This is a genomic window from Rhizobium sp. 01L410 (genome assembly GCF_056400165.1).
The window spans coordinates 272,547-296,819 of sequence record NZ_JBFTST010000005.1; the positions used below are offsets into that span (position 1 = coordinate 272,547).

Annotated in this window: 21 protein-coding genes; 8 read left to right on the top strand and 13 right to left on the bottom strand. The window is 59.9% G+C overall.

Features of this window, described 5'->3' with window-relative positions:
* Window positions 1-3 precede the first annotated feature (3 nt).
* From AC1DV9_RS13475 to AC1DV9_RS13505, 7 genes are all read right to left on the bottom strand, one after another.
* Window positions 4-2,094 (bottom strand): dipeptide ABC transporter ATP-binding protein, encoded by a 2,091-nt coding sequence (locus tag AC1DV9_RS13475; RefSeq protein ID WP_477948584.1) that lies wholly within the window; start codon window positions 2,092-2,094, stop codon window positions 4-6.
* A complete protein-coding gene (locus AC1DV9_RS13480; protein ID WP_477948387.1) occupies window positions 2,091-2,966 on the bottom strand; it encodes an ABC transporter permease in 876 nt (291 codons plus the stop codon). Before AC1DV9_RS13480 ends, AC1DV9_RS13475 begins: the two co-directional genes overlap by 4 nt.
* A 3-nt stretch (window positions 2,967-2,969) precedes the next feature.
* Complete coding sequence (locus tag AC1DV9_RS13485; protein WP_112389450.1) at window positions 2,970-3,983, bottom strand: ABC transporter permease; 1,014 nt, start codon at window positions 3,981-3,983, stop codon at window positions 2,970-2,972.
* Window positions 3,984-4,054: 71 nt separating this feature from the next.
* A complete protein-coding gene (locus AC1DV9_RS13490; RefSeq protein WP_112516707.1) occupies window positions 4,055-5,725 on the bottom strand; it encodes an ABC transporter substrate-binding protein in 1,671 nt (556 codons plus the stop codon).
* 163 nt (window positions 5,726-5,888) lie between these two features.
* Window positions 5,889-6,920, bottom strand: coding sequence for a GlxA family transcriptional regulator (locus tag AC1DV9_RS13495; RefSeq protein WP_477948390.1), 1,032 nt, complete (start codon window positions 6,918-6,920; stop codon window positions 5,889-5,891).
* Between the two features lie 351 nt (window positions 6,921-7,271).
* Window positions 7,272-7,406 carry a helix-turn-helix domain-containing protein gene (locus AC1DV9_RS13500; protein ID WP_477948585.1) on the bottom strand — a complete coding sequence of 45 codons (135 nt, stop codon included), beginning with the start codon at window positions 7,404-7,406 and terminating at the stop codon, window positions 7,272-7,274.
* Window positions 7,407-7,409: 3 nt separating this feature from the next.
* The gene (locus tag AC1DV9_RS13505; RefSeq protein WP_477948392.1) at window positions 7,410-7,940 is read right to left on the bottom strand and encodes a helix-turn-helix domain-containing protein; all 531 of its coding nucleotides are present in this window, start codon (window positions 7,938-7,940) and stop codon (window positions 7,410-7,412) included.
* Window positions 7,941-8,473: 533 nt separating this feature from the next.
* On the opposite strand from AC1DV9_RS13505, the gene AC1DV9_RS13510 reads away from it, so the two are divergent.
* Window positions 8,474-9,082, top strand: a complete 609-nt coding sequence (locus AC1DV9_RS13510) for an SOS response-associated peptidase family protein (RefSeq protein WP_477948394.1) — start codon at window positions 8,474-8,476, stop codon at window positions 9,080-9,082.
* Between the two features lie 157 nt (window positions 9,083-9,239).
* Here the strand turns inward: AC1DV9_RS13510 and AC1DV9_RS13515 are convergent, their stop codons facing one another.
* Window positions 9,240-9,518: a hypothetical protein gene (locus AC1DV9_RS13515; RefSeq protein WP_477948396.1), complete on the bottom strand. Its 279-nt coding sequence runs from the start codon at window positions 9,516-9,518 to the stop codon at window positions 9,240-9,242.
* A 397-nt stretch (window positions 9,519-9,915) separates the two neighbouring features.
* Between AC1DV9_RS13515 and AC1DV9_RS13520 the strand changes: the two genes are divergently transcribed.
* Window positions 9,916-12,474, top strand: coding sequence for an AAA family ATPase (locus AC1DV9_RS13520; RefSeq protein WP_477948397.1), 2,559 nt, complete (start codon window positions 9,916-9,918; stop codon window positions 12,472-12,474).
* 188 nt (window positions 12,475-12,662) lie between these two features.
* Here AC1DV9_RS13520 and AC1DV9_RS13525 read toward each other — a convergent pair whose 3' ends face one another.
* Both AC1DV9_RS13525 and AC1DV9_RS13530 read right to left on the bottom strand, forming a co-directional pair.
* Window positions 12,663-12,968, bottom strand: a complete 306-nt coding sequence (locus AC1DV9_RS13525; protein WP_477948399.1) for a putative quinol monooxygenase — start codon at window positions 12,966-12,968, stop codon at window positions 12,663-12,665.
* A gap of 111 nt (window positions 12,969-13,079) precedes the next feature.
* Entirely contained in the window at window positions 13,080-13,337 is a 258-nt protein-coding gene (locus AC1DV9_RS13530; RefSeq protein WP_477948401.1) for a hypothetical protein, read from the bottom strand.
* 408 nt (window positions 13,338-13,745) lie between these two features.
* On the opposite strand from AC1DV9_RS13530, the gene AC1DV9_RS13535 reads away from it, so the two are divergent.
* Window positions 13,746-14,018, top strand: a complete 273-nt coding sequence (locus AC1DV9_RS13535; protein WP_477948402.1) for a hypothetical protein — start codon at window positions 13,746-13,748, stop codon at window positions 14,016-14,018.
* An 821-nt stretch (window positions 14,019-14,839) separates the two neighbouring features.
* Here AC1DV9_RS13535 and AC1DV9_RS13540 read toward each other — a convergent pair.
* Genes AC1DV9_RS13540 through AC1DV9_RS13550 form a run of 3 tightly spaced genes read right to left on the bottom strand, consistent with a single transcriptional unit; the run spans window position 14,840 to window position 17,291 of the window.
* Window positions 14,840-15,868, bottom strand: a complete 1,029-nt coding sequence (locus AC1DV9_RS13540) for a DUF2955 domain-containing protein (RefSeq protein WP_477948404.1) — start codon at window positions 15,866-15,868, stop codon at window positions 14,840-14,842.
* Entirely contained in the window at window positions 15,858-16,967 is a 1,110-nt protein-coding gene (locus AC1DV9_RS13545; RefSeq protein WP_477948405.1) for an HlyD family secretion protein, read from the bottom strand. The genes AC1DV9_RS13540 and AC1DV9_RS13545 overlap by 11 nt, the downstream gene beginning before the upstream one ends.
* Before the next feature lie 45 nt (window positions 16,968-17,012).
* Complete coding sequence (locus AC1DV9_RS13550; RefSeq protein ID WP_477948407.1) at window positions 17,013-17,291, bottom strand: hypothetical protein; 279 nt, start codon at window positions 17,289-17,291, stop codon at window positions 17,013-17,015.
* Between the two features lie 398 nt (window positions 17,292-17,689).
* Here AC1DV9_RS13550 and AC1DV9_RS13555 point away from each other — a divergent pair, with 398 nt between their 5' ends.
* The 5 genes from AC1DV9_RS13555 to AC1DV9_RS13575 all read left to right on the top strand — a co-directional run bounded on the left by AC1DV9_RS13555 (window position 17,690) and on the right by AC1DV9_RS13575 (window position 24,247).
* Window positions 17,690-18,967, top strand: coding sequence for an alpha/beta hydrolase (locus AC1DV9_RS13555; RefSeq protein WP_477948587.1), 1,278 nt, complete (start codon window positions 17,690-17,692; stop codon window positions 18,965-18,967).
* 36 nt (window positions 18,968-19,003) lie between these two features.
* Window positions 19,004-21,175, top strand: coding sequence for a mechanosensitive ion channel family protein (locus tag AC1DV9_RS13560; RefSeq protein WP_477948409.1), 2,172 nt, complete (start codon window positions 19,004-19,006; stop codon window positions 21,173-21,175).
* A gap of 40 nt (window positions 21,176-21,215) precedes the next feature.
* A complete protein-coding gene (locus tag AC1DV9_RS13565; protein WP_477948410.1) occupies window positions 21,216-21,647 on the top strand; it encodes a hypothetical protein in 432 nt (143 codons plus the stop codon).
* Window positions 21,648-21,716: 69 nt separating this feature from the next.
* Complete coding sequence (locus AC1DV9_RS13570; protein WP_477948412.1) at window positions 21,717-22,364, top strand: MarC family protein; 648 nt, start codon at window positions 21,717-21,719, stop codon at window positions 22,362-22,364.
* Between the two features lie 113 nt (window positions 22,365-22,477).
* Window positions 22,478-24,247 carry an adenylate cyclase gene (locus AC1DV9_RS13575; protein WP_477948413.1) on the top strand — a complete coding sequence of 590 codons (1,770 nt, stop codon included), beginning with the start codon at window positions 22,478-22,480 and terminating at the stop codon, window positions 24,245-24,247.
* Window positions 24,248-24,273: the final 26 nt, after the last annotated feature.

Consider the following 24,273-nt stretch of genomic DNA (forward strand, 5'->3'; position numbering starts at 1 on the left):
TGCTTATGCCTTTCCGGCCTGGGGAAAAACGGAGGCCTGGGCGGCGAGAGCTGCCTCGTCGATATGACACAGGATCTCATGCGTGCCGGACATCTTGCGGAGCGGCGGCGCAACCGTGTCGCAGATGCTGCCAAGCTTGCGGTGGCATCGCGTCGAGAAGCGGCAGCCGGCTGGCACGTTGACGGGGCTTGGTGTCTCGCCGGACAGGTGAATGCGCTCGCGCGGCAGTTCGTCCAGATGCGGGCTGCGGATAGCGGAAAGAAGTGCCTCGGTATAGGGATGCGACGCACCGCCGAACACTTCCTCAACGGTCCCCTGCTCCATGATCTTGCCGAGATACATGACGACGACCTTGTCGGCGACATGACGAACCAGTGCCAGATCGTGGCTGATGAACAGCATCGTCGCATGCTTCTCCCGCTGAATGTCGAGCAGAAGGGTGACGACTGCCGCCTGAACCGAGACGTCGAGCGCGGAAACCGGTTCGTCGGCTACGATCAGCGAGGGCTCGGCCGCAAAAGCGCGGGCAATGGCAATGCGCTGCTTCTGGCCACCGGAAAGCTGGTTCGGCTTCCGCTCCGCGACTGCCGGAGACAGCCGCACCATTTCCAGAAGCTCGCGCACACGCTGCTCGATCTCGGCCTTGCCCTTGCGGATACCGAACTTCTTGATCGAACGGCGAATGGAGAAGGCGGCGGAATGCGACGGATTGAGCGTGCTGTCGGGATTCTGGAAGATCATCTGAACCTGTTGCAGCAACTCGCGCGGGCGCTCACCGGCCTGCAGTTCGGCAATATTTTCGCCGGCCATTCGGATTTCGCCCGACGTCGCCTTGTCGAGACCCGTGACGATGCGTGCCAGCGTCGATTTCCCGCAGCCGGACTCGCCGACCAGTGCGACGATCTCCGCCTTTGCCGCTTCGAAGGTGACCGCTTCGTTAGCCTTGACGAACTTATGATGGCCGACAGGATAGAGACGGCTGACGTCGGACAAAGCTATCGCGGTCGATTTCTCAATGACCGTTCTCTCGACAGGGGCTAGCGCCGCCTCCGTCGTGGAGATCTCAGGCCAGCGGACGCATCGCACCAGATGGTCGTCGGCCGCGCGCTCCATGGCAAGTCCGGGGCGATCGCAAAGACCGGAAACGAAACTGGAACAGCGCGGCCCGAACAGACAGCCTTGCGGCCGTTCCTGCGGCAGCGGGATCGAGCCCGGGATAGCCGCCAGCGTGCGGGTGCGCTTGTCGCCTGTGATGTCGGGGATGCAGTCGATAAGACCGCGTGTATAAGGGTGTTTCGGCCGGCGGAACACCTCTGAAGTGGTTCCCTCTTCAACCATTTGGCCGGAATACATGATACCCAGACGATCGCAGCTTTCCGCGATCAGGCCAAGATTGTGCGAGATGAACAGCAGGCTGGTGGAATAGCGCTGGCGCAGTTCGGCAATCAGGTCGATGACCGCAGCCTCGACGGTGACATCGAGACCGGTCGTCGGCTCATCGAGCAGCAAGAGGGACGGCTTGGCGAGCAGTGCCATGGCGATGACCACGCGCTGCTGCTGGCCGCCGGACAGTTGATGCGGATAACGCCGCGTCATCTCGCCGGGATCGGGCAAACGCACATCTGAAAGCATCGCCTCGGCCATGGCCAAAGCGTCTTTCTTGCTCGCGCCCATATGCAGCAGGGGGACCTCCGCAAGCTGCGCACCGATTGTCTTCACCGGGTTCAGCGCGCTCATCGGGTCCTGATAGACCATGGCGATCTGGCGCCCGCGGATGGAGCGCAATTCCTTCGCAGATGCGTTGACCAGTTGCTTGCCGTTGAAACGGATGCTGCCGCCGGCAATCACACCGGTATTGCCGAGATAGCTCATGATCGCCATCGCCGTCGTGCTCTTGCCGCAGCCGGATTCTCCAACCAGGCCATAGCTCTCCCGGGGCATGACTTTGAACGACAGATCGGGGATCGCGACCACCGTCTCGCTCTTGCCGCGGAACTCGATACGCAGGTTCTGAATGTCGAGAACCGGTTCAGGATCGATCGATGGGGTGATGGACATGGCCGCTCCTTGGAGATTGGACGCGATGACGTTCATGGTTTCCATGCCTCCCGCACGCCATCGGCAAGCAGATTGAAGCCGAGGACGAGGCTGACGAGCGCAGCCGACGGGATCAGCGACATGTGCGGCCAGACATTCAAGACAGTCACGCTCTCCTTGACCATTCCGCCCCAATCCGGGTTCGGTGGTGGCAGGCCGAGGCCGAGGAAGCCGAGAATACCGATGGTGATGATCGTGTAACCGATGCGAAGACAGGCATCGACAATCAGGAGGCTGCGGCAGTTCGGCAGCAATTCGACGATCATGATGTAGAGCGTACTTTCCGCCCGCAGCTTTGCCGCCGAGATATATTCCTGCTGTTTCAGACCGAGCACCAGGCCGCGGGTGATGCGGCCGATACCCGGCGCCGAGGCAATCATCGTCGCGATGACGATATTGAGGACCGATGGGCCAATATTGGCAATCAGGATGACGTAGATGACCAGGACCGGGAAGGCGAGGATGATGTCGGAGAAGCGGCTGATGAGAACGTCGACCCAGCCACCGTAATAGCCTGCAACCATCCCCATCGTGATGCCGACGACCATCGCGACCGCGACAGACAGAGGCGCGACGGAGAGAACGGTGCGGGCACCGAAGATCAGCCGCGACAGCATATCTCGGCCAAGAATATCGGTTCCCAGCCAGTGGGCCGCCGAGGGATATGGATTGCCCATCGCCATCACGTCAGAATCCGTCGGCGACGGCAGCGGCAGGATGGGCGCCAGAAGGGCCGCGAGCACCCAGAAGAGAACCAGACAGAGCCCGACAACAGCCGTGGGCGAGTGCAGGATGCGCATCCAGTTCGCCCGTGCGGCTCGCCTCGGCGGCGCGATGACTGCCACGGTGATATTGTCTTGAACAGCCATGATTTACCTCACCCGGATGCGTGGATCGAGCAGCATGTAGCCAAGGTCGCCGAGCAGCTGCGTGATGACGGCGATCGCGACGGTGATCAGCGTGGCGGCCTCAAGCGTCGCGATATCGCCGAACAGGCTTGCGTCGAGGATGAGACGGCCGAAACCCGGATAGGCAAAGACGAGTTCGGTGACGACAACGCCGCTGATCAGGAAGTTGATTTGCAGCAGAAGCACGGTGAAGGGCGCGATCATCGCATTGCGAAGCGCGTGGCCGAGGACCATCCGTCGTGTGCTCATGCCCTTGAGGATTGCCGTGCGAATATACGGCCGCTCCATGACGCCGATCATCGAGACGCGGATCATGCGGGCCACATAGCCGAAGTCATAGATGACGAGGACCGCGACGGGCAGCACGAACTGGTAAGGCACTGCCCAGCCGCCATCGCTGTTGAGCGGGCTGGTGCCCGGCAGTATCGGCCAGAGGATGACGAAAAGCGTCACCAGGAAGACGCCTGAGGCAAATTCCGGAATAGAGGTGAAGGTGATGCAGATGACCGAGAGTGTCCTGTCGAGCACGCCGCCCTCTCTCAATCCCGATAGGATACCGAAGATGATCGATAGCGGCACGATCAGCAGGAATGCCAGCCCGGCGAGGATAGCGGTATTGCCGAGGCGATCCCAGATAACGTCATTGACGGGCAGCTTGTTCAGCGTCGAATAACCAAAGTTACCGAAATACTGGGCACCGCGCGGGTCCGTGAAGTTCAGGCCGGTGGCCGGATCCTGAAGCGGATCGGGGACTGCGCCGACGAGTACGCCGAGCCAGCGGCCGTAGCGTACGAGCAACGGATCATTGGCCTTCAGTTTCTGCGACAGCAGGTCGACCTGCTGCTGGGTGGCGAAAGGACCAAGCGACTTGCGTGCCACGCTGCCGGGAGTGAACTCGCAGACGGCGAACACGAGAAACGAAGCACAGAGCATCGTCACCACCATCATCGCCAAACGCTTGAGAAGAAAATTCGCCATAGCCGGAGCAATCCGAATGTCCGGGCCCAGTGCCCGACCGCGCGAACGCGGCCGGGTCGCCAGCCGGGAGGTTAAGCCGAGATCGCGTACTGGTGCGCGAAGATGTACTGCGAAGGATGGAGCTCGAAGCCCTTGACCTTCTTGTCCATGACGGTCGAAAAGACACGCCAGAAAGGCTGAACGATCGGCCCGTCGTCCTGCATGATCGCCTCGATCTTCGCCATCACCTTGCTGCGTTCCTTCGGGTCGAGAATGCCTTCGGCCTCGGTCAGCAGCTTGTCGAAATCCGCGTTGGAATAATTGGATTCATTCCATGCGGCGTTCGAGCGGTAGGCGAGCGACAGCGTCATGATTGCCAACGGCCGGTGGCCCCAGGCCGTCAGGCTGAACGGCGACGTCGTCCAGACTTCCCAATACTGGGCGCTCGGTAGCGCCTTGATATTGACCTTGACCCCGATATCCTTGAACTGTTCGGCAAGGACCTGGGCCGTATTGAGTTCCCAGATCGGGTCCGGGCGTGTCGTCATGTCGAATTCGAAACCGTCCGGATAGCCCGCATCGGCAAGAAGCTTTTTGGCCTTCTCGACGTCGCGCGGATATTTCGGAAGTGCCGCGTATTCGGGATGCGAGGGCGCGACATGGTGATCTTCGGCTGGAACGCCAGCGCCGAGAAGTGCTGTCTGAATGACCTTGTCGCGGTCGATCGCATAACGCATGGCCTGGCGAACGCGCTTGTCCTTGAACTGCTCGATATCCGGGTGCATGCGGGCGACGACCGTCTGCGTCGTCTCGACCTGATAGACGCCGACATGCGGGAAGTTCTTCATCGCGTTGATCTGGACCGCATCGGCCTCCGACAGGCCATCGACCTGCTTGGAGGCCATGGCGGCTATACCGGCACCGGGATTGTCGCCGAGGTCGACATATTCGAAGGTGTCGAGATAGGGACCTGTGCCCCAGTAATCGCTGCGAGCCTTGTACTTGGCACCCTTGCCAACGACATATTCGGTAATGGCGAAGGGACCCGTGCCATTCGCATCAGCGCCGAAGGCACCTTTTTCTTCCGGATCGATGATGAACATCGGGTAGTGATAGAGGTGCTCGGGCACGGCGATCTGCGGCGAGGAACAGTTGAGGCGAACGGTGTGATCGTCGACCTTCTCGATGGCGTTGTCGGCCCAGAGCTTGCTCGACTTCTTCGGGTTGCCCTTCTCGTCCTTTTCGCCAGTTTCGTATTCCTGGACGAGGTAGCCGGTGAAGAGGCCGAGCATCGATGAACCGATTGCCGGGTCGCAGACACGCTTCAAATTCCAGACGACGTCGTCGGCCGTCAGAGGACGGCCCTTGCGCCACTTCACATCCTTGCGAAGGTGCAGCGTCCATGTCTTCAGGTCGTCGCTCACTTCCCATTTTTCTAGAAGATAGGGATGCGTGATGTTGTTGCGGTCGGTCAGGGTGAGATACTCGCAGACCTGACGGATGACGTTCGACTTCTCGGCGAAGTCGGCCAGATGCGGATCCTTGATTTCCATGCAGCGCATGCCGATGCGTAGGTTGCCGCCCTTCGGCATGTCGTCTGCCAGAGCGGCGTCGCCGGGCATCGCCAGACCGGCCAGAGAATAGGCAGTTGCGGCAGACACGCCGAGCAGCGTCGCTTTGCGAAGAAATTCGCGTCGCCCGATCACGTCGTTCGACATCTGTTCGACCAGGGTCGGGATATAGGAATGCTGATTGTTGTCCACTGCAGTGGTCTCCTGTTGGCGCCTAGCTGTTCCAAATCTTATCGGTTGGCCCGCAGGCAGTCGTCGCCTGACTGGGCCTGCAGGCTTTTGCCCGTCGACCGTTCCGTCGTCAAAAAAAGTAAGACTAGGTTACCCTACATTATATGCACCGATGCGACGTCTTCTATGCGTCAATCGACATAGTGCGCAAGGTGAGCCGTTCACGCTGCTTCTCAGCGCGCCGCGTGGCCACCGGGCTCTCTTTGAAAAGCCGGCGATAGAAGCGGCTGAAGTGCGAAGCGGATTCGTAGCCGCAGATCTCTGCGATCTCCGCCACGGAGAGCTCCGTATCGACAAGCAACTCTCTGGCACGTCCCATGCGCAGATCGATATAGAATTGCGACGGGCTTTTCCCGAGTGATGCGCGAAATAGACGTTCGAGCTGTCGAAGGGAAAGTGCGACACTCTTTGCAAGTACAGATATTTCGACCGGGTCGCCAAGCGTCGCCTCCATGCGGCGAACGACGAAGCCGAGCTTGGCATTCTTGATGCCGAAGCGATCTTCCGGCGCCATGCGCTGCACATCGTCCTGCCTTCGAATCCGCGGATGGTTAAACTGATCCGAAATCAGCGATGCAAGTCCGTGGCCTTCGACGGCGGCGATCAGATATAGCATCATGTCGAGAGTGACCGTGCCGCCCGAGGACGTCAGAAAGCGTCCGTCGATTGCAAAAATATCGTCCGTCGCAAAACAGTTGGGAAATTCGCTGCGGAAGCTTGCCAGCGATTCCCAATGAACCGCGCATCGGCGGCCCTCGAGCAACCCGGCCTTGGCGAGAAAAAAGACAGCCGTGCTGACAGCGCCAAGTATGCAGCCTTCCGAATAGATTCGGCGCAGCCACGCGAAGATATTGCTGTCATATGCGTCTGAGTAGTTGATACCAGCGCAGAGGATAACGACATCGCATCGCGGAGCTTTGCTGATAGCCGCATCGGCATCGAAGCCAAGTCCGCTGCTGGAGCGGACATGTAATCCGTCGAAAGAGATGAGCACCCACTCGAAGCGCTGGGCCTTTGCCAATCGGTTCGCCTGCCTTAGCGAGTCGAGAGCCGCAGCGAAGGTCATCAGTGGGAAGTTCGGAACGAGATAAAACCCGATCCGCACTGGCCGGTCGCCCGGCGCTAAATGCTTAAGCGAGGAGGTTTGATCGTTCATCGAGGCTATATTCACCGAATAGTGGCAAACCACTTAACCGATCACCCATTGTAATCGCTTCTCCCAGTTTGGCGCCGCAAACCTATTACAACTTTTGCGGACCATAGGGTCCGAGTGGAACTATTGCACATAAAGCGGACTGTCGGAAGCGTTGTCGGAGGACTGGGTAATGAGATGTGCTGCCGACATCCGGCAATCTACCATGGGTGGCGTTTCCTTGTAGAGCGATGGGGGATTGTTGGAAGTGCCGTAATTCCGCGAGCTCTAGCGCTTGCCCGCGATATCACCATTAGCTTTGCGGCAGTTGACAGCAAGCCCCAGGGCAACGGATGAAACGGCTCGCATGGGAGATCAATCTTGAGGGACGGCAACATGCCTAGAGGAGATCATGCGGCGCAGGCCCTGTAGCGAGATTACGCCGCGTTCCTGCAGGTCCGTGAAGGCCCTGCAGACTGTCTCGGCGGAGATCCCCAAAATGTCGGCGATATCCTATCGCGAGATGGGCAGCGCGAGACCGTTGCACGTCCCCGCTGAGAGACGTCGGTGAAAGTAGAACAGGAGTTCCCGGACCTTTTTCTGTGCCGTCATCGTAGTGGTCACCAGAAGTTGCTCCTGCAACCGTTCCAGCGCTTCCACGATTTGGATTCTGATTTCGATTGCCGTCTCCGCGTCCTCATCGGCGAGAGCCTCTACACGGTGGCGCGGGTAGAAGGCGATCAGTGTCCCTTCGGTGACGGCCTGGACAGCGGATCTGTGAAGGAGACGGGCCGTAACCAGAAGAGATCTCCCGGCAGGTAGATATCGACAAGCTGCCGGCGCCCGTCGGTACGCATCAGATATTTGCAGGCTGCCCCCCGAAACGACACGGTACCAGGTGTCGGTGCGCTCTTCTTGGACGTAAATGTCCTGCTCGCGGCGGAAGCGGCGAAGGTGGGACAGGGCCTGGAGCCTTGCCGGCTCTGCCGTCAGCACTTCTGGTAGGCGATGCAGGGCGATAGGAGTTTCCAGAGCATCAACCATTATAAATCCCCTTTTCTCGACGATGCCGAAGGCTTGATATCCGCCCTGCTTGTTCGAAAGGGAATTAGGGACCTCTCCGTACCGTAAAATTCCTTAATCTACCGACATGATTATCTCCCTAATGCTGACGGACGTCAGTGAGCCCTGAAATTCAGTGGTATGCAACAAGCTCATGTTCTTCACGTTGTGGCGATAGTGTGCGAAGATCTCTTTCCGGGTCCTGCCCGAAACGGCAACCCGACAGCACGTGTCGCGACATGCGTTGATCAGTCGAGCCTTGAAAACACCCTGCAGGGATCGAGCACGCTCTGCGTGATCCGTAGCGGCTCTTTGGCCGCCCCGGAAGGATCGTCCGATGTTGTCGGGCCGACCCCAGGGTATCGGCTGTCCTAGATCGAGTGCCAGCGCGCGGAGGAGCAGCGTCCCTTGCTGACGGCGGACGTCGAAGTCACCAAGCACGACTGAGCGTCAGCACAGCTTTAACCGGTTCTCACGGAGACTCCGTGAAGAATCCTAAATGATCAGGTTTGACGATGTGCAGCGAATACGAACAACGCATTTGCTACGCCGAATACAGCAATGTGATGCAAGATCTGGCGCTTGGGATCCCGGCACGACAATCGGAACTGGATTTGGCGCCGCGTGCCCAAATCAAAATCGGCGATATGGGTGCCGTAATACGCTGTGTGGGCGACAATACTGTCGAGCTAGCACAGATGAAGTTCGGTTTTCCGCCGGCCAGGAAGCACGGTCCAGTATTCAACATTCGATCGCAAGGAAAAAGTTTCAGCGATGGTCATCGGTGTCTCATTCCGGCTAGCGCATTCTTGGAGTCTACCGGAAGAAGGCGTTCGAAGGGCAAATATCGCTTTGAGCTCGTTGGCGCGCCATTTATGGCCATCGCCGCGATCTGGCGGCCCGGCCGGAAAAGCCAGCCTTCGGCGTTCGCGATGTTAACGACACACCCCGGGCCTGATGTGGAGCAGTTCCATAATCGACAAGTCGTCGTCCTCCGACCGAGTGATTGGAAGGCATGGCTTGATCTTGAGAGGTCCCCAGCTGAGTTATTGCAGCCGCTATCACGGGGCTCGCTGAAGGTGGAGGAAGCCAAGCCGCCCGAGTTTGGGATGGGATTGAGCTAGCTGCTTGTGCGTCAAGCTATAGCCGACGCCTCGGATGGTCGTGATGGCGCAACTCGCGACATCGAGTTCTGCAAGCTTGCCGGTAACCGCCTAAGTGTCCAGTCGAAAGTGGGTGCGTTCATCGAGGGCATATTGCCACCCAGTGGACTTTGCATGCTCACTGATTGTAAGTAACTACTCCTTGGACAATGGCACTGATAGCCACCAATGCGGCGGCTGTTATCCCGACAAAAGCGTACACCTTTTGCCCGAAAGTTAAGACAATACGCTTCGCGTTGACTTGCTTTCCCTGCCAATAAAGCCCGCCGTGCTTGTCAATGCCCAGACAATCCAGTTCATCCATCACGATTTTCCGCACGCCCTTAGGCCAATTGTTGACGGCGGGCCGTCGCAAAGGCACTTCTTCCATTCCATGTGGTTCGTCATCGTCCGCCACGAAGCGTCCTCCACCTCTTTAAATCGCGACAGAGACTAGACGGAACACATTACGGTCGCCTCGTAGCACTGAGGGACAAGGTGGGCAGAGTCTGCCCCAAAGTTGATGCCCGTGGGTGACGTGTCCCTCGGGATGCGAGGGATGGCATCACCGACTTCGGAGCGGATCAAACCTTCAGCCTAGGGTGCCATTTTTGTGACCGTCATCTCAAGGTCCATGCCAAAAAGTTGTTCCTGTACGCATTCGTGAGCAACAATAGGGTGTTTGACGGTCGTCGTAGTTGACGACCGTCAATTTGTGTCCAAAGTCTCGGGGCTATCCTTGCGGCGCGACGCTCTCCGCTAAGTGCAGGATCTCATGTACAATCTCCGTCCGACGTGCAACTGCGGAAAACCCAATGCCGAATCGACCTATCGACAATGCTGTGGAGGCGACCGAAAAGCTTCAAGGCATCGTTCGCGTGCGAGGTGCACGAGAACATAACCTTAAAAACGTCGACGTCGACATCCCGCGGGACGCGCTCGTCGTCTTCACGGGCGTCTCCGGTTCCGGAAAATCCTCGCTCGCATTCAGTACCCTCTACGCCGAGGCCCAGCGCCGGTACCTCGAATCCGTGTCTCCCTATGCTCGCCGTCTCTTCACCCAGATGAGCGTGCCAGACGTCGACCAGATCGAAGGCCTCCCACCCGCTGTCGCCCTGCAGCAGCAACGCGGATCGCCAACGGCACGCTCCTCGGTTGGAAGCGTGACGACAATCTCGAACCTCCTTCGGATGCTGTATTCGCGGGCGGGCACATATCCGCCGGCCCAACCGCACCTCGATGCAGAGTCGTTCTCGGCGAACACGCCGGAGGGTGCCTGCCCGCAATGCCACGGTCTCGGTCGCGTACACGAGGTGACCGAGGCGTCCATGGTGCCCGATCCCTCGCTGACTATCCGCGAGCGCGCAGTTGCGGCATGGCCATTGGCATGGGGCGGGCAGAACCTCAGAGACATCTTGATCACGCTTGGCATCGACGTCGACCGGCCGTGGCGGGAGCTTCCAGAGAAGATCCGCCAATGGATCCTATTCACGGACGAACAGCCGGTCGTCCCGGTCTATCCGGGTCTCACGCGTGATCAGGTGAAGCGTGCCATGGCACGGAAGGACGAGCCCTCCTACATGGGCACCTTTTCCAGCGCCCGACGACATGTCACCCATAGCTTCGCGACGACGCAGAGTGCGATGATGAAGAAGCGGGCTGCCCGCTACATGATCAGCAGCGCCTGTCCGCTCTGCGAGGGCAAGCGGCTGCGGAAAGAGTCACTCTCGGTGAGGTTCGAGGGCCTCGACTATGCAGAAATGAGCAGACTGCCGATGGCGAGGTTTTCCAACATCTTCGCACCTTATGCGGATGCCGATGCCAGGAAGCTTAAGACCATGCGGAAAGAACATCCGGAAAAAGCCATGGTCGTCCAGCGTATCGCAGCAGACCTCTGCCGACGGATGGATGTCCTTCTCGATCTCGGCCTTGGCTACCTCACACTCGAGCGGAGCACGCCGACCCTGTCTCCGGGCGAGCTCCAGCGGCTTCGCCTGGCGACACAGGTCGCTTCAAACCTCTTCGGCGTCGTCTATGTCATGGATGAGCCCTCTGCAGGCTTGCACCCGGCCGATACCGAAGCGCTGTTGCGGGCGCTCGACGGGCTGAAGGCGGTCGGAAATTCGCTGTTCGTCGTGGAGCACGAGCTCGACGTCGTCCGCCACGCGGACTGGATCGTCGACGTGGGTCCGGCAGCCGGCGAGCTGGGCGGGGAGATCCTCTACAGCGGCCCACCGGAAGGTCTGCGGAAGGTCGAGCGATCGGAGACCGTCAGGCATCTTTTTGCGGAAGCCGGCAAACCGGCTGGACGTCGGACAGAACCGGATGGATGGCTTCGCCTATCCGGCGTCACAAGAAACAATCTCCGTGATGTGGATTGCAAATTTCCGCTGGGAGTCATGACGACGGTGACCGGTATCTCTGGGTCTGGCAAGTCGAGTCTGGTCAGCCAGGCGCTCGTCGAGCTTGTCGGCGAGGCACTTGGCGTTCCTGTTCGTGTGGTAAACGATGCTGAGGACGAGGCCGCCTTGGAGGTAGAGCCGGGGACGCCGACGCAGGGCAGGATCGAAGGTGGGCTCGACAAAATCCGGCGCCTCATAGAGGTCGACCAGAAGCCGATCGGCCGAACGCCCCGGTCCAACCTCGCGACCTATACCGGGCTCTTCGATCATGTTCGCTCGCTGTTCGCCGCCACACGGGAAGCGAAGAAGCGTAATTACGACGCCGGTCGGTTCTCCTTCAATGTCGCCAAGGGCCGCTGCCCGCGATGCGAGGGAGAAGGCTTTGTCATGGTCGAGCTACTCTTCCTGCCAAGCGTCTATGCCCCGTGTCCAACTTGCCACGGCACCCGCTACAACCCGCAAACTTTGGAGATCCGGTACCGGGGCAAGAACATCTCGCAGGTCCTGGGACTGACCGTTGCGGACGCCTCGGACTTCTTCGACGACGCTCCGAGCGTACGGGCATCCCTGAAAGTTTTGCGCGAAGTAGGCTTGAGCTACCTCAGGCTTGGTCAGCCTGCAACCGAGTTCTCTGGGGGCGAAGCACAGCGCATCAAGCTGGCGACGGAATTGCAACGAGCCCAAAAAGGTGGCGCGCTCTACGTGCTGGACGAGCCGACGACCGGTTTGCATCCTTCGGATGTCGAGCGGCTGCTCGCACAGCTCAATGCGTTGGTCGAGACCGGCAACACGGTGATTGTCGTCGATCACGACATGACCCTCGCTGCGGCCAGCGACTGGGTCATCGACATCGGGCCAGGTGCCGGAGATGAAGGCGGCCGGATCGTCGCAAGCGGGACACCGGAGCAGGTTGCCCTTGCAGGAAATAGCCGGACAGCACCTTATCTCAAGCGCCTTCTCTCGCCCAACTGACAATCAAGTCAATCGAGACCATCAGCTTAAAGGTCGTTGCGCTTCAAGCAGATGCCGTTCGGGTCGCGCTGTCAAGCTCATGCAAACAGGTATCATTCCGGGTAGCGAGCGTCGGCAGCATCGAAGCCGCGCACTTGGCAGACTGAGAGCTACGCCTCATTTTCGTCAGTACTTTGAGGTTCTGGCGCTCATGGCCGCTTGTCGGCGAGGATAGCCAACTTATGGATCTGTGGCGGCTTGGCAAACAGGTCTCCTGCCTCTGCATTGGCCATCAAGGCCGCAGCGACTTGGCCATTTAAGTGAGCATCTCTTCCATTCTCGTCGTCAAACGTATCGAAGATCGCAAACGAACTCGGACCTTCCTGGATCGCATACCAGGAAATCGTGCCTGGCTCGGCGTTGACGAGAGGTATGGCTGATCTCAGGAAATCGGCGAGCTCCTGTTCCTTGCCGGGTTTTGCTTCAAGCGGAACGTAGAGCGCGAATTTGGTCATGACCATCTCCATGGGCACCTGATCGTGCCGCAAGCTGCTATACCACGTTTAGCCGCCGAATGTTTCGAGATCGGGCAAATAAAAGAAGTCCATAGGAAAGCTCGGGTTGATCTAAGATGGCGCCCCCCTCGGAATGGTTAAGTCGGCACTGTCTCGGCCAAAGGCGATGAGGAGATCGGCAAGTATCTCGCGGAAGCGATGGAAAAGGTCGGCAATTAAGGCCTGGACCTCAATACTACCGTATAAGCACCGGTGCGATTGCAGGGCTGCAAGCCGACCACGGGTGAGATTACCCATTTTTATCGCGATCCACGTGATATTTTGCATTTGCTGCCTGAGCCTCATCCTCTGTTTGTTGATGTTGCTCATCCGCATGTTTCCACTCTTCAACCCCTGGCGCCGCCCCGTCTTCGTTGCCAGGTGTTGGCCCGGGTCCATCTCGTTTCTTACTGTCATCCATCTCATCACTACCTTTAAACCAACCACGCTGCCGTCCGAACTCCCACAGCCCCGCATAGTTCCCCGGCGTGAACCAAGAGTCCCCGTGGTGCGGTGCCAGCGCGTTAACCGGCGAATTAGTCACTGGAACAATTCGTACCAATAGCGGTTCGCTGCTGGGTTTTCTTTTAGTCGCAACTTCATTAGATGGACGGCGGCACTCTTTGCCCGTCTGAATGCTACCCAGCGACTGCAGACATAAACGCCCGTCAAGTTCTCCCTAGGCGAGCCTTTTTGTGTGTCGGAGGCAAGTGTATATTGGTGACGGGAGGCGTTGAGATGGCATCGGCAATAGATCATGTCGCCCACGGGTGGGCTTTGCTCGCGATACGACTTCCGGAGCTTCGTCCGCTTGCAACAGAGCGCCGCCGCGTTGCCGAGCTGTGCGAATGTTACAGCATCGCGGTGCTGCACTTGCGCACGCTTGCACCCGATTCCAAGTACATCGGTGAATATGAGGATATGATCTCCGGCATCGAGCTCGAAGTATCCGCCTACCTTGAGCAATTTGCCGGCATAAGCGCTAGGCGCGGGCTTCCAAGCGATCCGTAGCCACTGTCTCATGACGGCGGCAAACCAAATTCGTGCGATAGACGCGAGGCAAGCGTCCGACACCTCGGCGATTACGAGCAGGCTGCTAACGCCCCTCCGAGCGTCTTAATCCGTTTCGCTCCTCGATCGTCGGCGCGGCGACCTCCGCGTGGTTCTTTTTTATGTGTTCATCCAAGGCTGCAATCTGATCCCGCCGTTGCGCCTCGACCTGTCCGCTAATCGTCAGCAGCGGCGGTAGCGCTCTCTGCCGCTTCAAAGTTCCGTCAAACAGACCGGGGTCCGAGATCGCATATAAGTGTCCAGATTGACCAGCGCTACGTCGCAACAGAGGAGCCAGTCCGGAACGCGGCGGATCGTGGATACGGCGACTGGGCTTCCTGCGGCAACAAACGGCAGAGAGTTCGTCCAGCTTACTGCAAAAGACGTGGAACCGCTGGCGGCCTCCTCCAAAACCGACGGGCCGGATGACGGGGTCGGCCCGTGCTCTGTGCTCCTGTGAACGAGCGCCTTAACGAGATATGAAGCCATCGACACGTGAATAGGCTGATGAGCGGTCCCAATGGTTGCCGAGATTGCATCAATTTCTGAACCGAACCTGCAATCACCACACCAACTTTCTGCTCTCGCTTTGAAAGGCGATTCGTTCCAACTCGTAGCACTTTGCCCGCCCGCTTATTGTCTGGAAAGTTGGAGAAGAACGGATCCGATTGTGCCTAGTAACGTCGCAAAAGTCTTCGCCCCGCGTGACGCTCCCGGCGACAGGAGATGACGAGACGAAGCATATCAGCGATACGCCGACGCTGAGCGCGCGTGTGACCATCTCATCGCACCGCTTCCTTCCGGAGTGCAGGGTGCGGCCACAGGATTGCTGCAGAGAGCAGAGCGTAGAGCAGCGCCGCCCCAACATACGCGATCCGGGTGGCAAAGGATTCGGCGGCACTCCCCGGAATCGGCGATACGCCCAGCCCGAAGAGGATCAGGAAAATGGTTAGGGCGCCGGCGAATAGTGGAGCATCCTTCGCGCGACCAGACGCGCGACCGCCCAGAATCAAGACGACGATAAGGACTATAAGGAAGATGGATAGCAGATTGGGACGCAGGCTGAGGATGGTGTAGGAGACCGACGCGAGAACGCCCCCGAAGAGATTGACGACGACGAGTCCGACTGCCGTTCGGCTGCTTGCCGCGATGTCGAGCTGCCCGAGAAGCGACGCTACGGTGATCGGGATCACTGCCGCGGCCGTCAGGTTGTCGCTCGTCAGGCAGGCTACCATGGCGACAAGCAGAATGAGCGTGTTTGCCAGTGCCTGTCGGAAAGACGCCGGTCGGACAAGCGGCGGAGCGACGTCGACCGCCGCGCCATCGGGTTCGGGAAAGATTGCATGGGCAAGCCACATGAGGATCGTCCCTGACAGAACACCTGTGACGAGAATGGACAGGATGGAACCGGCAAGCTCCTTGTTCAAAATGCCAAGCAGCGGAACGATGATCGCCACGACCAGCACCAGAAACACCGCCGCACCGCCCTTCCCGGCCGACTGCATCAGGAAGCAGGAAAAGTAGGTGAGCCCGAGCAGCAGCAGAAACGGCGCGGGCCGATCACCGAGCACGCTTGTCACCGCCATCATCGCGAGCCCGGCGGCGAGGATGACAGCCGCAGCGCCAACCGTCTTGCCAAAGGGCAGTGGACGCGAGCTCGCCAGCAGAAACTGTGCAGCGAACAACGGGCCGAGAAACGACACAACGGCGCCGGAATAGACCGCGAAGGTGAATCCAACTGACACTGCAAACGCGACGCGTAGTCCCTTCCGTTTGGACTGATCGGCCCCGGCGTTCAGATCAGTTGACATAGGTTAGAACCGATTTTGTGCGGATCCAAAAAGATCCCCATGCATTCGTCACGGGATTGTCGCCCGTGTAGATGACCACGGTCGCCTGCGAGCCATATCTCACGCCGCCTTTCGGCCGGGCCTCTTCTGCGATGTTCAGTCGAACGGGAAAACGCTGCGCCTCCTTGACCCAGCCACTATCGTTCCTGATCGTCGGCAAGCCCGTGTTCGGATCGACGCCTCCCCCTTGGGAGACACCGTAACCGACACTCTCGACGCTCGCCGCGTACAATTTACCAGGAAGCGCGTCGAACAGGATCTCCGCCGGATTGCCAACGGCAACCTTCTCGAGGCTGTTTTCCTTGAATGCGGCGCTGATCCAGATGGTCCCGACGTCGATGAATGTCATTGCCGGTTGTCCTGATGCGACGACCTTGCCAACCGTGAGTTGGAGATTGGTAACAACGCCCGCGGCTGGAGCCTTCACAGTAGTGTGCACGAGGTCGAGCCTGGCCTTTTCGAGACCGGCGAGCGCGGTACGAAGCTGAGGATTGTCGTTTCCGGCCGGACCGAGCTGTTCCCTTGCCTTGGCGAGGTCGGCCTGCGCCCCCGAGACCGAAGCTTCTGCCTGATCGTAGGCAGACTTGGCCGTATCGAAGCGCGCCTTGGAGAAAACGCCGCGCTTCACGAGCTCTGACGCCCGAGCGTACTGGTCGCGAAGGTTGTCGCGATCAGCCTGGGCCTGAACAAGCTTGGCCTGTGCCGCGTCCACGGCGGCAGTCGATGCTCCGATCGTCTGTCCAACGCTCGCCAGTGCCGCCTCGGCTTCGGCAACAGCGAGTTCATAGCGTTCCGGATCGATCCGGAAGAGAACCTGGTCGGCTTCTACCCGAGAGTTGTCGGCGACGCCCACCTCGACGACCCGTCCGGTGACCTCCGGCGCGATCCCGACGACGTAGGCTTGAACCTGGGCTTGCGCGGTCGAGGGCGTGCGCCGCTCCATGAAGATAGAGAGCACGAACAAGACCGCAGCGATGAGGACGACAATGAGGGCCACCTTGCGCAACGGGCTTGGTGAAGCAGGATCTCTTACAGGCTCGGTCACAATTTCGGTTTCCACGGTATTCCTCTTTCTAAGCGCGTTACGAGAGGGCTACGACAGTCCTTAGCCGAAGGGCCGGACGGACGGTGGATGAAGAGAGCGCGTCTCGCCGTCGAGCGCTTGCTCGATCTCTTTCGCAAGCCCGGTGATCAATTCCTCATACTCCGCGCAACGCCCAAGGCGATCGGGATCTGTCGATGACTGCCAATTGGACAGTTCCCTTTGGGCTTCCGCGAGGTCCGCGCATATTTCGAGGAACGTCTCGTCCCGCGAGGCAAGGTCTTCTATCGCCTCGGCCCGAAGCGGAAACCGCAGCCTCACGGCCGCCACGCTTTCATCCATCGTCGACTCCATTTCCACAGCGCATGAATTATGCCAATTGGACGTGCCGGTCGGCAGTTTCTTCCGCAACTATGTTCGTGGAAGACGGGCGGGTCGTGCAGTATGTTACTGTATCATACATGCTCCGAGACGCCTTACCGGGCTCGCCAATTGTTCGATTGGACCGAAAACCGCCTGCTTTCGGGGCGCAAATGAAAATCCCTTATCTGATGAAGCGGAAGCGTTTTAGTGGCCACCATTCGCTGAAATGGGGATGTAACATACCCGATGTTACGCGTAACCACCTTGATGTTCGGCTAGCTTCTCCGCGGCCAGGTTCCCTCGCAATGCGCGAGGACCAGTCAGGGTGAAGCTGCGGGGCGTTGGAATTGAAGAGAGCGAACACGATCGTCGGCCGCATTTGCGCGGCACTTCCAGGTGGTTTGAAGACGGTTCCCCTTGTAGCGTTAATCGCGGTCGCAGGGTGCGGCAGCCATCCGAAGAACGTGCTCATCCCAGTCGCCGACACTTCGCCGCAATCGACGAAAGTCGACATGCTGGTGACAACGACAAGGAGCCGCTCGTCTGTCCAGGGAGAGATGTTCTCTGGTGAGCGTGCGCCTGCCCCGGCGTTTGCCGACATAACGGTTTCCATTCCACCCGCCAGCGTCCGAAAGGTCGGGGAAGTCGCCTGGCCGAAGCGGCTGCCATCCAATCCGGCGACAGACTTCGCCACACTGAAGGCCGACGAGATCACGCGCGACGATGCCCGCAAATGGCTCAGCGCTTCGGTCAGGAAAAGCCGCGACGGAAGCGTCCTGGTGTTCATCCACGGCTTCAACAACCGCTTCGAGGACTCCGTCTATCGTTTTGCACAGATCGTCCAGGATTCGGGCGTCCACAGCGCGCCCGTGCTCGTGACCTGGCCGTCGCGCGGCAGTCTGCTTGCCTACGGCTACGACAGGGAAAGCACGAACTACACACGCAATGCATTGGAGACACTCTTCCAGTACCTCGCCAAGGATCCCGAGGTGAAGGAGGTCTCCATCTTAGCGCACTCGATGGGGAACTGGCTGGCACTGGAGGCGCTGCGGCAGATGGCGATTCGCAACGGCCGCCTTCCCGCCAAGTTCGAGAACGTCATGCTCGCTTCGCCCGACGTCGATGTCGACGTCTTCCGCCAGCAGATCGTCGACATGGGCAAGCAGCACCCCAAGTTCACCCTGTTCGTCTCGCGGGACGATCGCGCGCTCGCGGTCTCGCGCCGCGTTTGGGGCGACGTGGCCCGGCTCGGCGGGATCGATCCGGAACAGGCGCCCTTCAAGAAGGAACTCGCCGACAGTCAGATCACGGTAATCGATCTCACCAAGGTCAAGGCAGGCGACAGTCTGAACCACGGCAAGTTCGCCGAGTCGCCCGAAGTCGTTCGTCTCATCGGCGCGCGGATTTCCGACGGGCAAACGCTGACCGACAGCAAGGTCGGCCTTGGGGATACGATCCTTGCGGCGACGACCACCACAGCCGCGGCGGCTGGTAGCGCTGCCGGTCTGATCCTCGCCGCTCCTGTCGCGATCGTCGACCCCAACACCAGGGATAACTATGCCACTGAAGTACAGGGCCTCACTGGGGCTCCCGGCCCGAAGGCGAAGGACACCTGCAAGAGCGACGACCCCTCACCCACGACGTGCGGACGATAGCCGCCCGGCCGCCAGTGTCAAAATTCAGGATGTACGATGCGCGTTTTTTCGAAGCAGTCGCCAGTCAAGACCATCATCCAGGTTGTTATGGTTTTGGGGTTCATGTCGTGCAGCGCAAACCTGGCGGCGGCACAGGTCGCGTCGCCACCGACTGAATCTGACACGACGCCGCCCGATAGCGTCAGGCAATTCGCGGACCTCATCAACGATCCCGCGGTCCAGAACTGGCTGCGTCAGCAGGTAACGACACCGGCCGCGGCTGCTCCAGTGGTGTCGGCGGACAGTGACACGGCTTCGTTCGCCACCGCGACCATGCGCCTTCGCGAACACGTGGCCGGCCTGCTCACGGGGGCGCAAACCTTTCCCTCGGAGGCCATGCGCGGCGCCGCCCTTCTTGAGAGGGACGTCGAAGCGAATGGCGGGACGCGACCAATCTTGCTGGTGATCGCCTTCGTCGCAGCCGGACTGGTGACGCAATGGCTGTTCCGGTGGATCACGACCGGATGGGGCGCGTGGATGGTTCGAGCCTCGGTTTTGACAGCACGCGAGCGGATGATCGTCGTGTTCGCCCGTTTGATCTGGGCGACGGGTTACGTTCTTTCCTTCGGACTGGGCAGCATCGGCTTCTTCCTCTTTTTCCAATGGCCACCTATCGTCAGGGAAGTCGTCGTCGGCTACCTGCTCGCCGTCGTCGTCTTTCGCCTGGCAAGTGCTCTGTTCGGCGTGTTGCTTGCCCCGCGCGGGTTGGTACACAACCAGTTCCGCGTCGTCCCTGTTTCAGACGAAGCCGCGCGCTTCTGGACGAAGCGCCTGAGCTACGCTGCAGGATGGTATGCTTTCGGCTGGGTGACCATCCGTCTTCTTGGCACGCTTGGCTTTTCCCTGCCCTCCCAACAGCTCGTGGCCTACGCGCTCGGGCTCATCCTGCTCGTCATTGCCATTGAAGCCGTCTGGCGGCGTCCGGTGGCGGTCGACCTGGTCGAACACCCACGACACATCAGTGTTCGCGCCCGACACTGGTTGTGGACCGCCTACTTCATCGGCGTCTGGCTACTGTGGGTGGTCGGCGCAATGAAGCTGTTCTGGATAGCGGTGGTCTGTGCGGCGCTTCCCGGAGCCGTTGCCCTCACCAAGGCATCGGTGAACAATCTCTTGCGCTCATCCGAACACGTTGAAGACGGTCACAAGCGAGGCACTGTCATATCCGTGGTGGTCGAGCGCGGCGTCCGGGCGGCGCTCATTGTCGGAGCAATCCTGCTGCTCGCCGAAGTGCTGGAGGTTCGTCTGACCGCGATGACGATGCAGGATAGCCCTGCCCTGCGCCTCGTGCGCGGAGCATTGAGCGCCGGTATCATTCTGCTGGTCGTGGACCTTGCCTGGAACGTCGTTAAAGTGCTGATCGACCGGAGGCTCGGCGACACCGAGGCGGCGCTGGAATTTGGCAGCGAACGAGAGCGACGGCGCACCCGCATGAGAACCTTGCTGCCGATCCTGCGCAACTTCGTCATGATCCTGCTTGCCGTCGTCGCCGTCATGATGGCGCTGTCGGCCCTTGGCGTGGAGATCGGGCCACTGATCGCAGGTGCGGGCGTCGTCGGCGTGGCGATCGGCTTCGGCGCGCAGACCGTGGTCAAGGACATCATCAGCGGAATGTTCTACCTGCTCGACGACGCCTTCAGGGTTGGCGAGTACATCCAGAGCGGCAGCTATAAGGGAACGGTCGAATCCTTCAGCTTGAGATCTGTCAAACTCCGGCATCAGCGCGGCGCAATCTACATCGTGCCCTTCAGCGAACTCGGAGCGGTCCAGAACATGAGCCGCGACTGGGCGATCGAGAAGATGACGATCACCGTGACTTACGACGCCGACATTGAGAAGGCCCGAAAGATCATCAAGAAGATCGGGCTTGAGCTGTTCGAGGATCCCGAGTTCAAGCCGATCACGATTGAGCCCTTGAAGATGCAGGGCATCGACAGCCTGGGCGACTCCGGACTTCTCCTGCGGATGAAGGTGATGACGCTTCCCGGCCAGCAGTTCACGCTGAAGCGCCGTGCGCTGCGCATGATCCATCAGGCTTTCAACGACAACGGAATCAGGATCGCCGTGCCGACCGTGCAGGTTTCCGGCGGGAAGGACGAGGGTGTTGCCGCTGCCGCCCAGCAGGCGCTGGCGACGCACAATGCGGCGATCGCTGTGGGAACTCAGTGAGTTTGTGTCAGGCGAAATGAAGAGAACCGGAGGAACTGCAATGAGAATGCTCACCATTCCAAGTCACCTGCTCGCGGCCCTGTCGGCGATCATGTTGGTCTTTGCACCCATGTTGGTGCCGTCCACCGCCGAAGCCCGCCGCGGCGTCGCGGCATGTGGTCCGAGAGGCTGCGCTGCCGCAGCGTGCGGTCCTCGTGGATGTGCGGCCGCCGGGCGGACACGACCGGGGTACCATCCGGCCTATCGCCCCGCCGTGCGGCCGGCATATCGGCCAGCGCGACGTGGGGTCGTGGTCGTCGCGCCTCGCCGTTACTGGCGTCCGGGAGCCGCCATTGCCGCCGGCGCTGCTATCGGCTTCGTTGCGGGCGCGGCCGCCGTATCGCTGGCAGGCACCCCACCACAACCCGGGCAGTGCTGGTACTACACCTCGCCCGCCAAGACGACAGGTTTCTGGGACGTCTGCCCGCGCTGAGGGTGTCCGAGCATACTGCCCTTCCCGGAGTGGGAAGGGTTCTAAGATCGTCAAAAAACAGAGGGCACCATGGACTTCACCATCATCGATGCGACGCTTGTCGGCAAACTCTTGCTTTTACTTCTGATCGGCATGGGGCCGAAAATTGCACTGGTGCCGTTCCTTGAAAAAACCCATGCGTTCGATACGGAAACCAAGGTCCGCATCGGCCGTCAGATGGTTCTGACGGCGCTGATCACGGCATTGATCCTGTTCGCCACAGGCGCGCTGCTGATGCGTCTGCTGCACATTACGGGCGGCGCCGTGGCCGTGGCGGGTGGCATCATCCTTGCCCTGATCGCCATCAAGATGGCATCGGGGCCGACGGAGAAGCCGCACGGGGAACTGGAGGCACCTGTTGACCCGGACAAGCTCGCCGTGTTTCCCTTGGCGGTTCCCTACCTGCTCAATCCGGTCGGCATCACCGTGATCATCCTTGCCTCGGGCGAAGTCGTGTCGATCGCCAGCGCGGCCCTGGTTGCAGGATTGATCCTCGTCGTCGGCGCCTTCGACTATCTGGTGTTCACGAATACCGACAAGCTCGCCAAGCGGATGAGACCGGCAAGCATGGTGGTGTCGGAGGTGGTCTTCGGGATCCTGCTAACCGCCGTGGCGATCCAGTTGATCGTCAGCGGGCTCGGTAGTCTTGGAATCATCACGCCGGCAGCCGCCCATTGACGGACGTGGACGAAAACACGTTCGGGGTGTAGGTTCCTCAGTAATGCGACGTTGACATGGCAGCTCCAGGGCAAGAGGGGTTCACAATGGCAACAGCGTTGATGGAGGGGTCCATGACAGCATCGACGCGAAGTGACGTTCCGTGTGCCGACGACATTCTGGCGCAGCTTGAACGCATCACGACCAGCCCAGAGTTCCCCGGAGGCAGCCGGGCGGCGGCATTCCTGCGCTATGTCGTCGGAGAGACGCTAGCCGGACGGAGCGGCCGGATAAAAGGCTATTCGATCGCCATCGAAGTGTTCGGTCGCGACGAAACCTTCACTCAGGACGACCCCGTCGTCCGTATCGAAGCGGGCCGCCTGCGCCGGTCGCTCGAGCGCTACTATCTCGTGAGCGGGAAGAACGATCCTGTCAGGATCGACGTGCCGAAGGGCGGCTACGTGCCGGCCTTCTCTTGGAACACCGAGGCCTCGGACGTGACCCGGATCGCACCGGCAGCCGTTCTTCCATTGTCTTCAAGCGGGCCATGGTGGCGCACCAAAAGGACAGCGTTTGCGTTGGTCGCAGCCGGACTTGCAGTCGTAGGGGCGGTTGCCATCGGTGGTCTCACCCTTCGTTCCCCGGCCCCTTTGGAAGGCGCCCCCTCCCCGGACCGACCTTCCCTCGTCGTCGCCCCTTTCGCGAACCTTGGCGATGGACCTACCGCTCAGCTCTACACGGTCGGGCTCACGGAAGAACTGCTGACGGCGCTGCCGCGGTTCAAGGAGATCAAGGTCTTCGGTCGCGAGACGTCGAAGTCCCTTTCTCCCGACGTCAGCGCGTCCGCCGTCCGTGATGAGCTCGGCGCCCGGTATATTCTGGCCGGTGGCGTCCGTGCCTCTGGTAGCCGGTTGCGTGTCACCGCACGTCTCCTTGATACCACCGACAACGAGATCGTCTGGTCGCAGGATTACGATAACGACCTCGGCTCCAGCGACCTTTTCGCCATCCAGTCTGACGTCGCAAGAAGGGTGGCTACAACAATCGCGCAGCCCTACGGAATAATGGCCCAGGTCGAGGCGTCCAACCCACCTCCGAATGATCCAGGGAGTTACGAATGCACCCTTCGCTTTTACGGATATCGCGCCGAACTGAGCGCCGGCGCGCACGCGAGTGTGCGCAACTGCTTGGAGAGCGCTGTGGCACGTCATCCGACCTACGCAACCGCATGGGCGATGCTATCGATCATCTATCTTGATGAGGGCCGATTCAAGTTAAATGCTGAGCCAGGGCAAGATGGTCCGCTGCAACGCGCCCTCCGGGCCGCAAAGCGTTCGACACAGCTCGATCCGGGCAATACCCGCGGCCTTCAAGCGCTGATGATGGCACTGTATTTCGACAGGCGGCCGGACGAAGGAATTCGGGTGGGAGAGCAAGCCCTGGCAACAAACCCGAACGACACTGAACTTATGGGTGAGTTCGGCACGCGGCTTGCGTTAAGCGGACAGTGGCAACGGGGAGCCGATATGCTCGATCAAGCCATAAGGCTTAACCCGGGAGGGGGTGGATTTTATCACGGCACGCGCGCCCTGGCTGCGTTCATGCTTCACGACAACAAAACCGCTCTGAGGGAAATAGAACTGGCGGATATGCAAAAATTTCCGCTCTATCATGCCGTTGCGGCCGTCATATACGGTGAGGTCGGCAGAATGGATGATGCGAATCACGCGATGATTGAGTTCGTTCGGATGCGACCAGACTTTCCGGCGCACATTGTGGAGGAATTATTGATGCGAAATGTTCAGGCCAGCGACGCAGCGCGCCTCGCAGCTGGGCTGCGGCGGGCGGGAATGGAGATACCGCAAGAACGTACGGGTGAAACTGATATCGTGGTTTCTCGCTGACTTTCGGGTTTGGTGGAGCGATACAT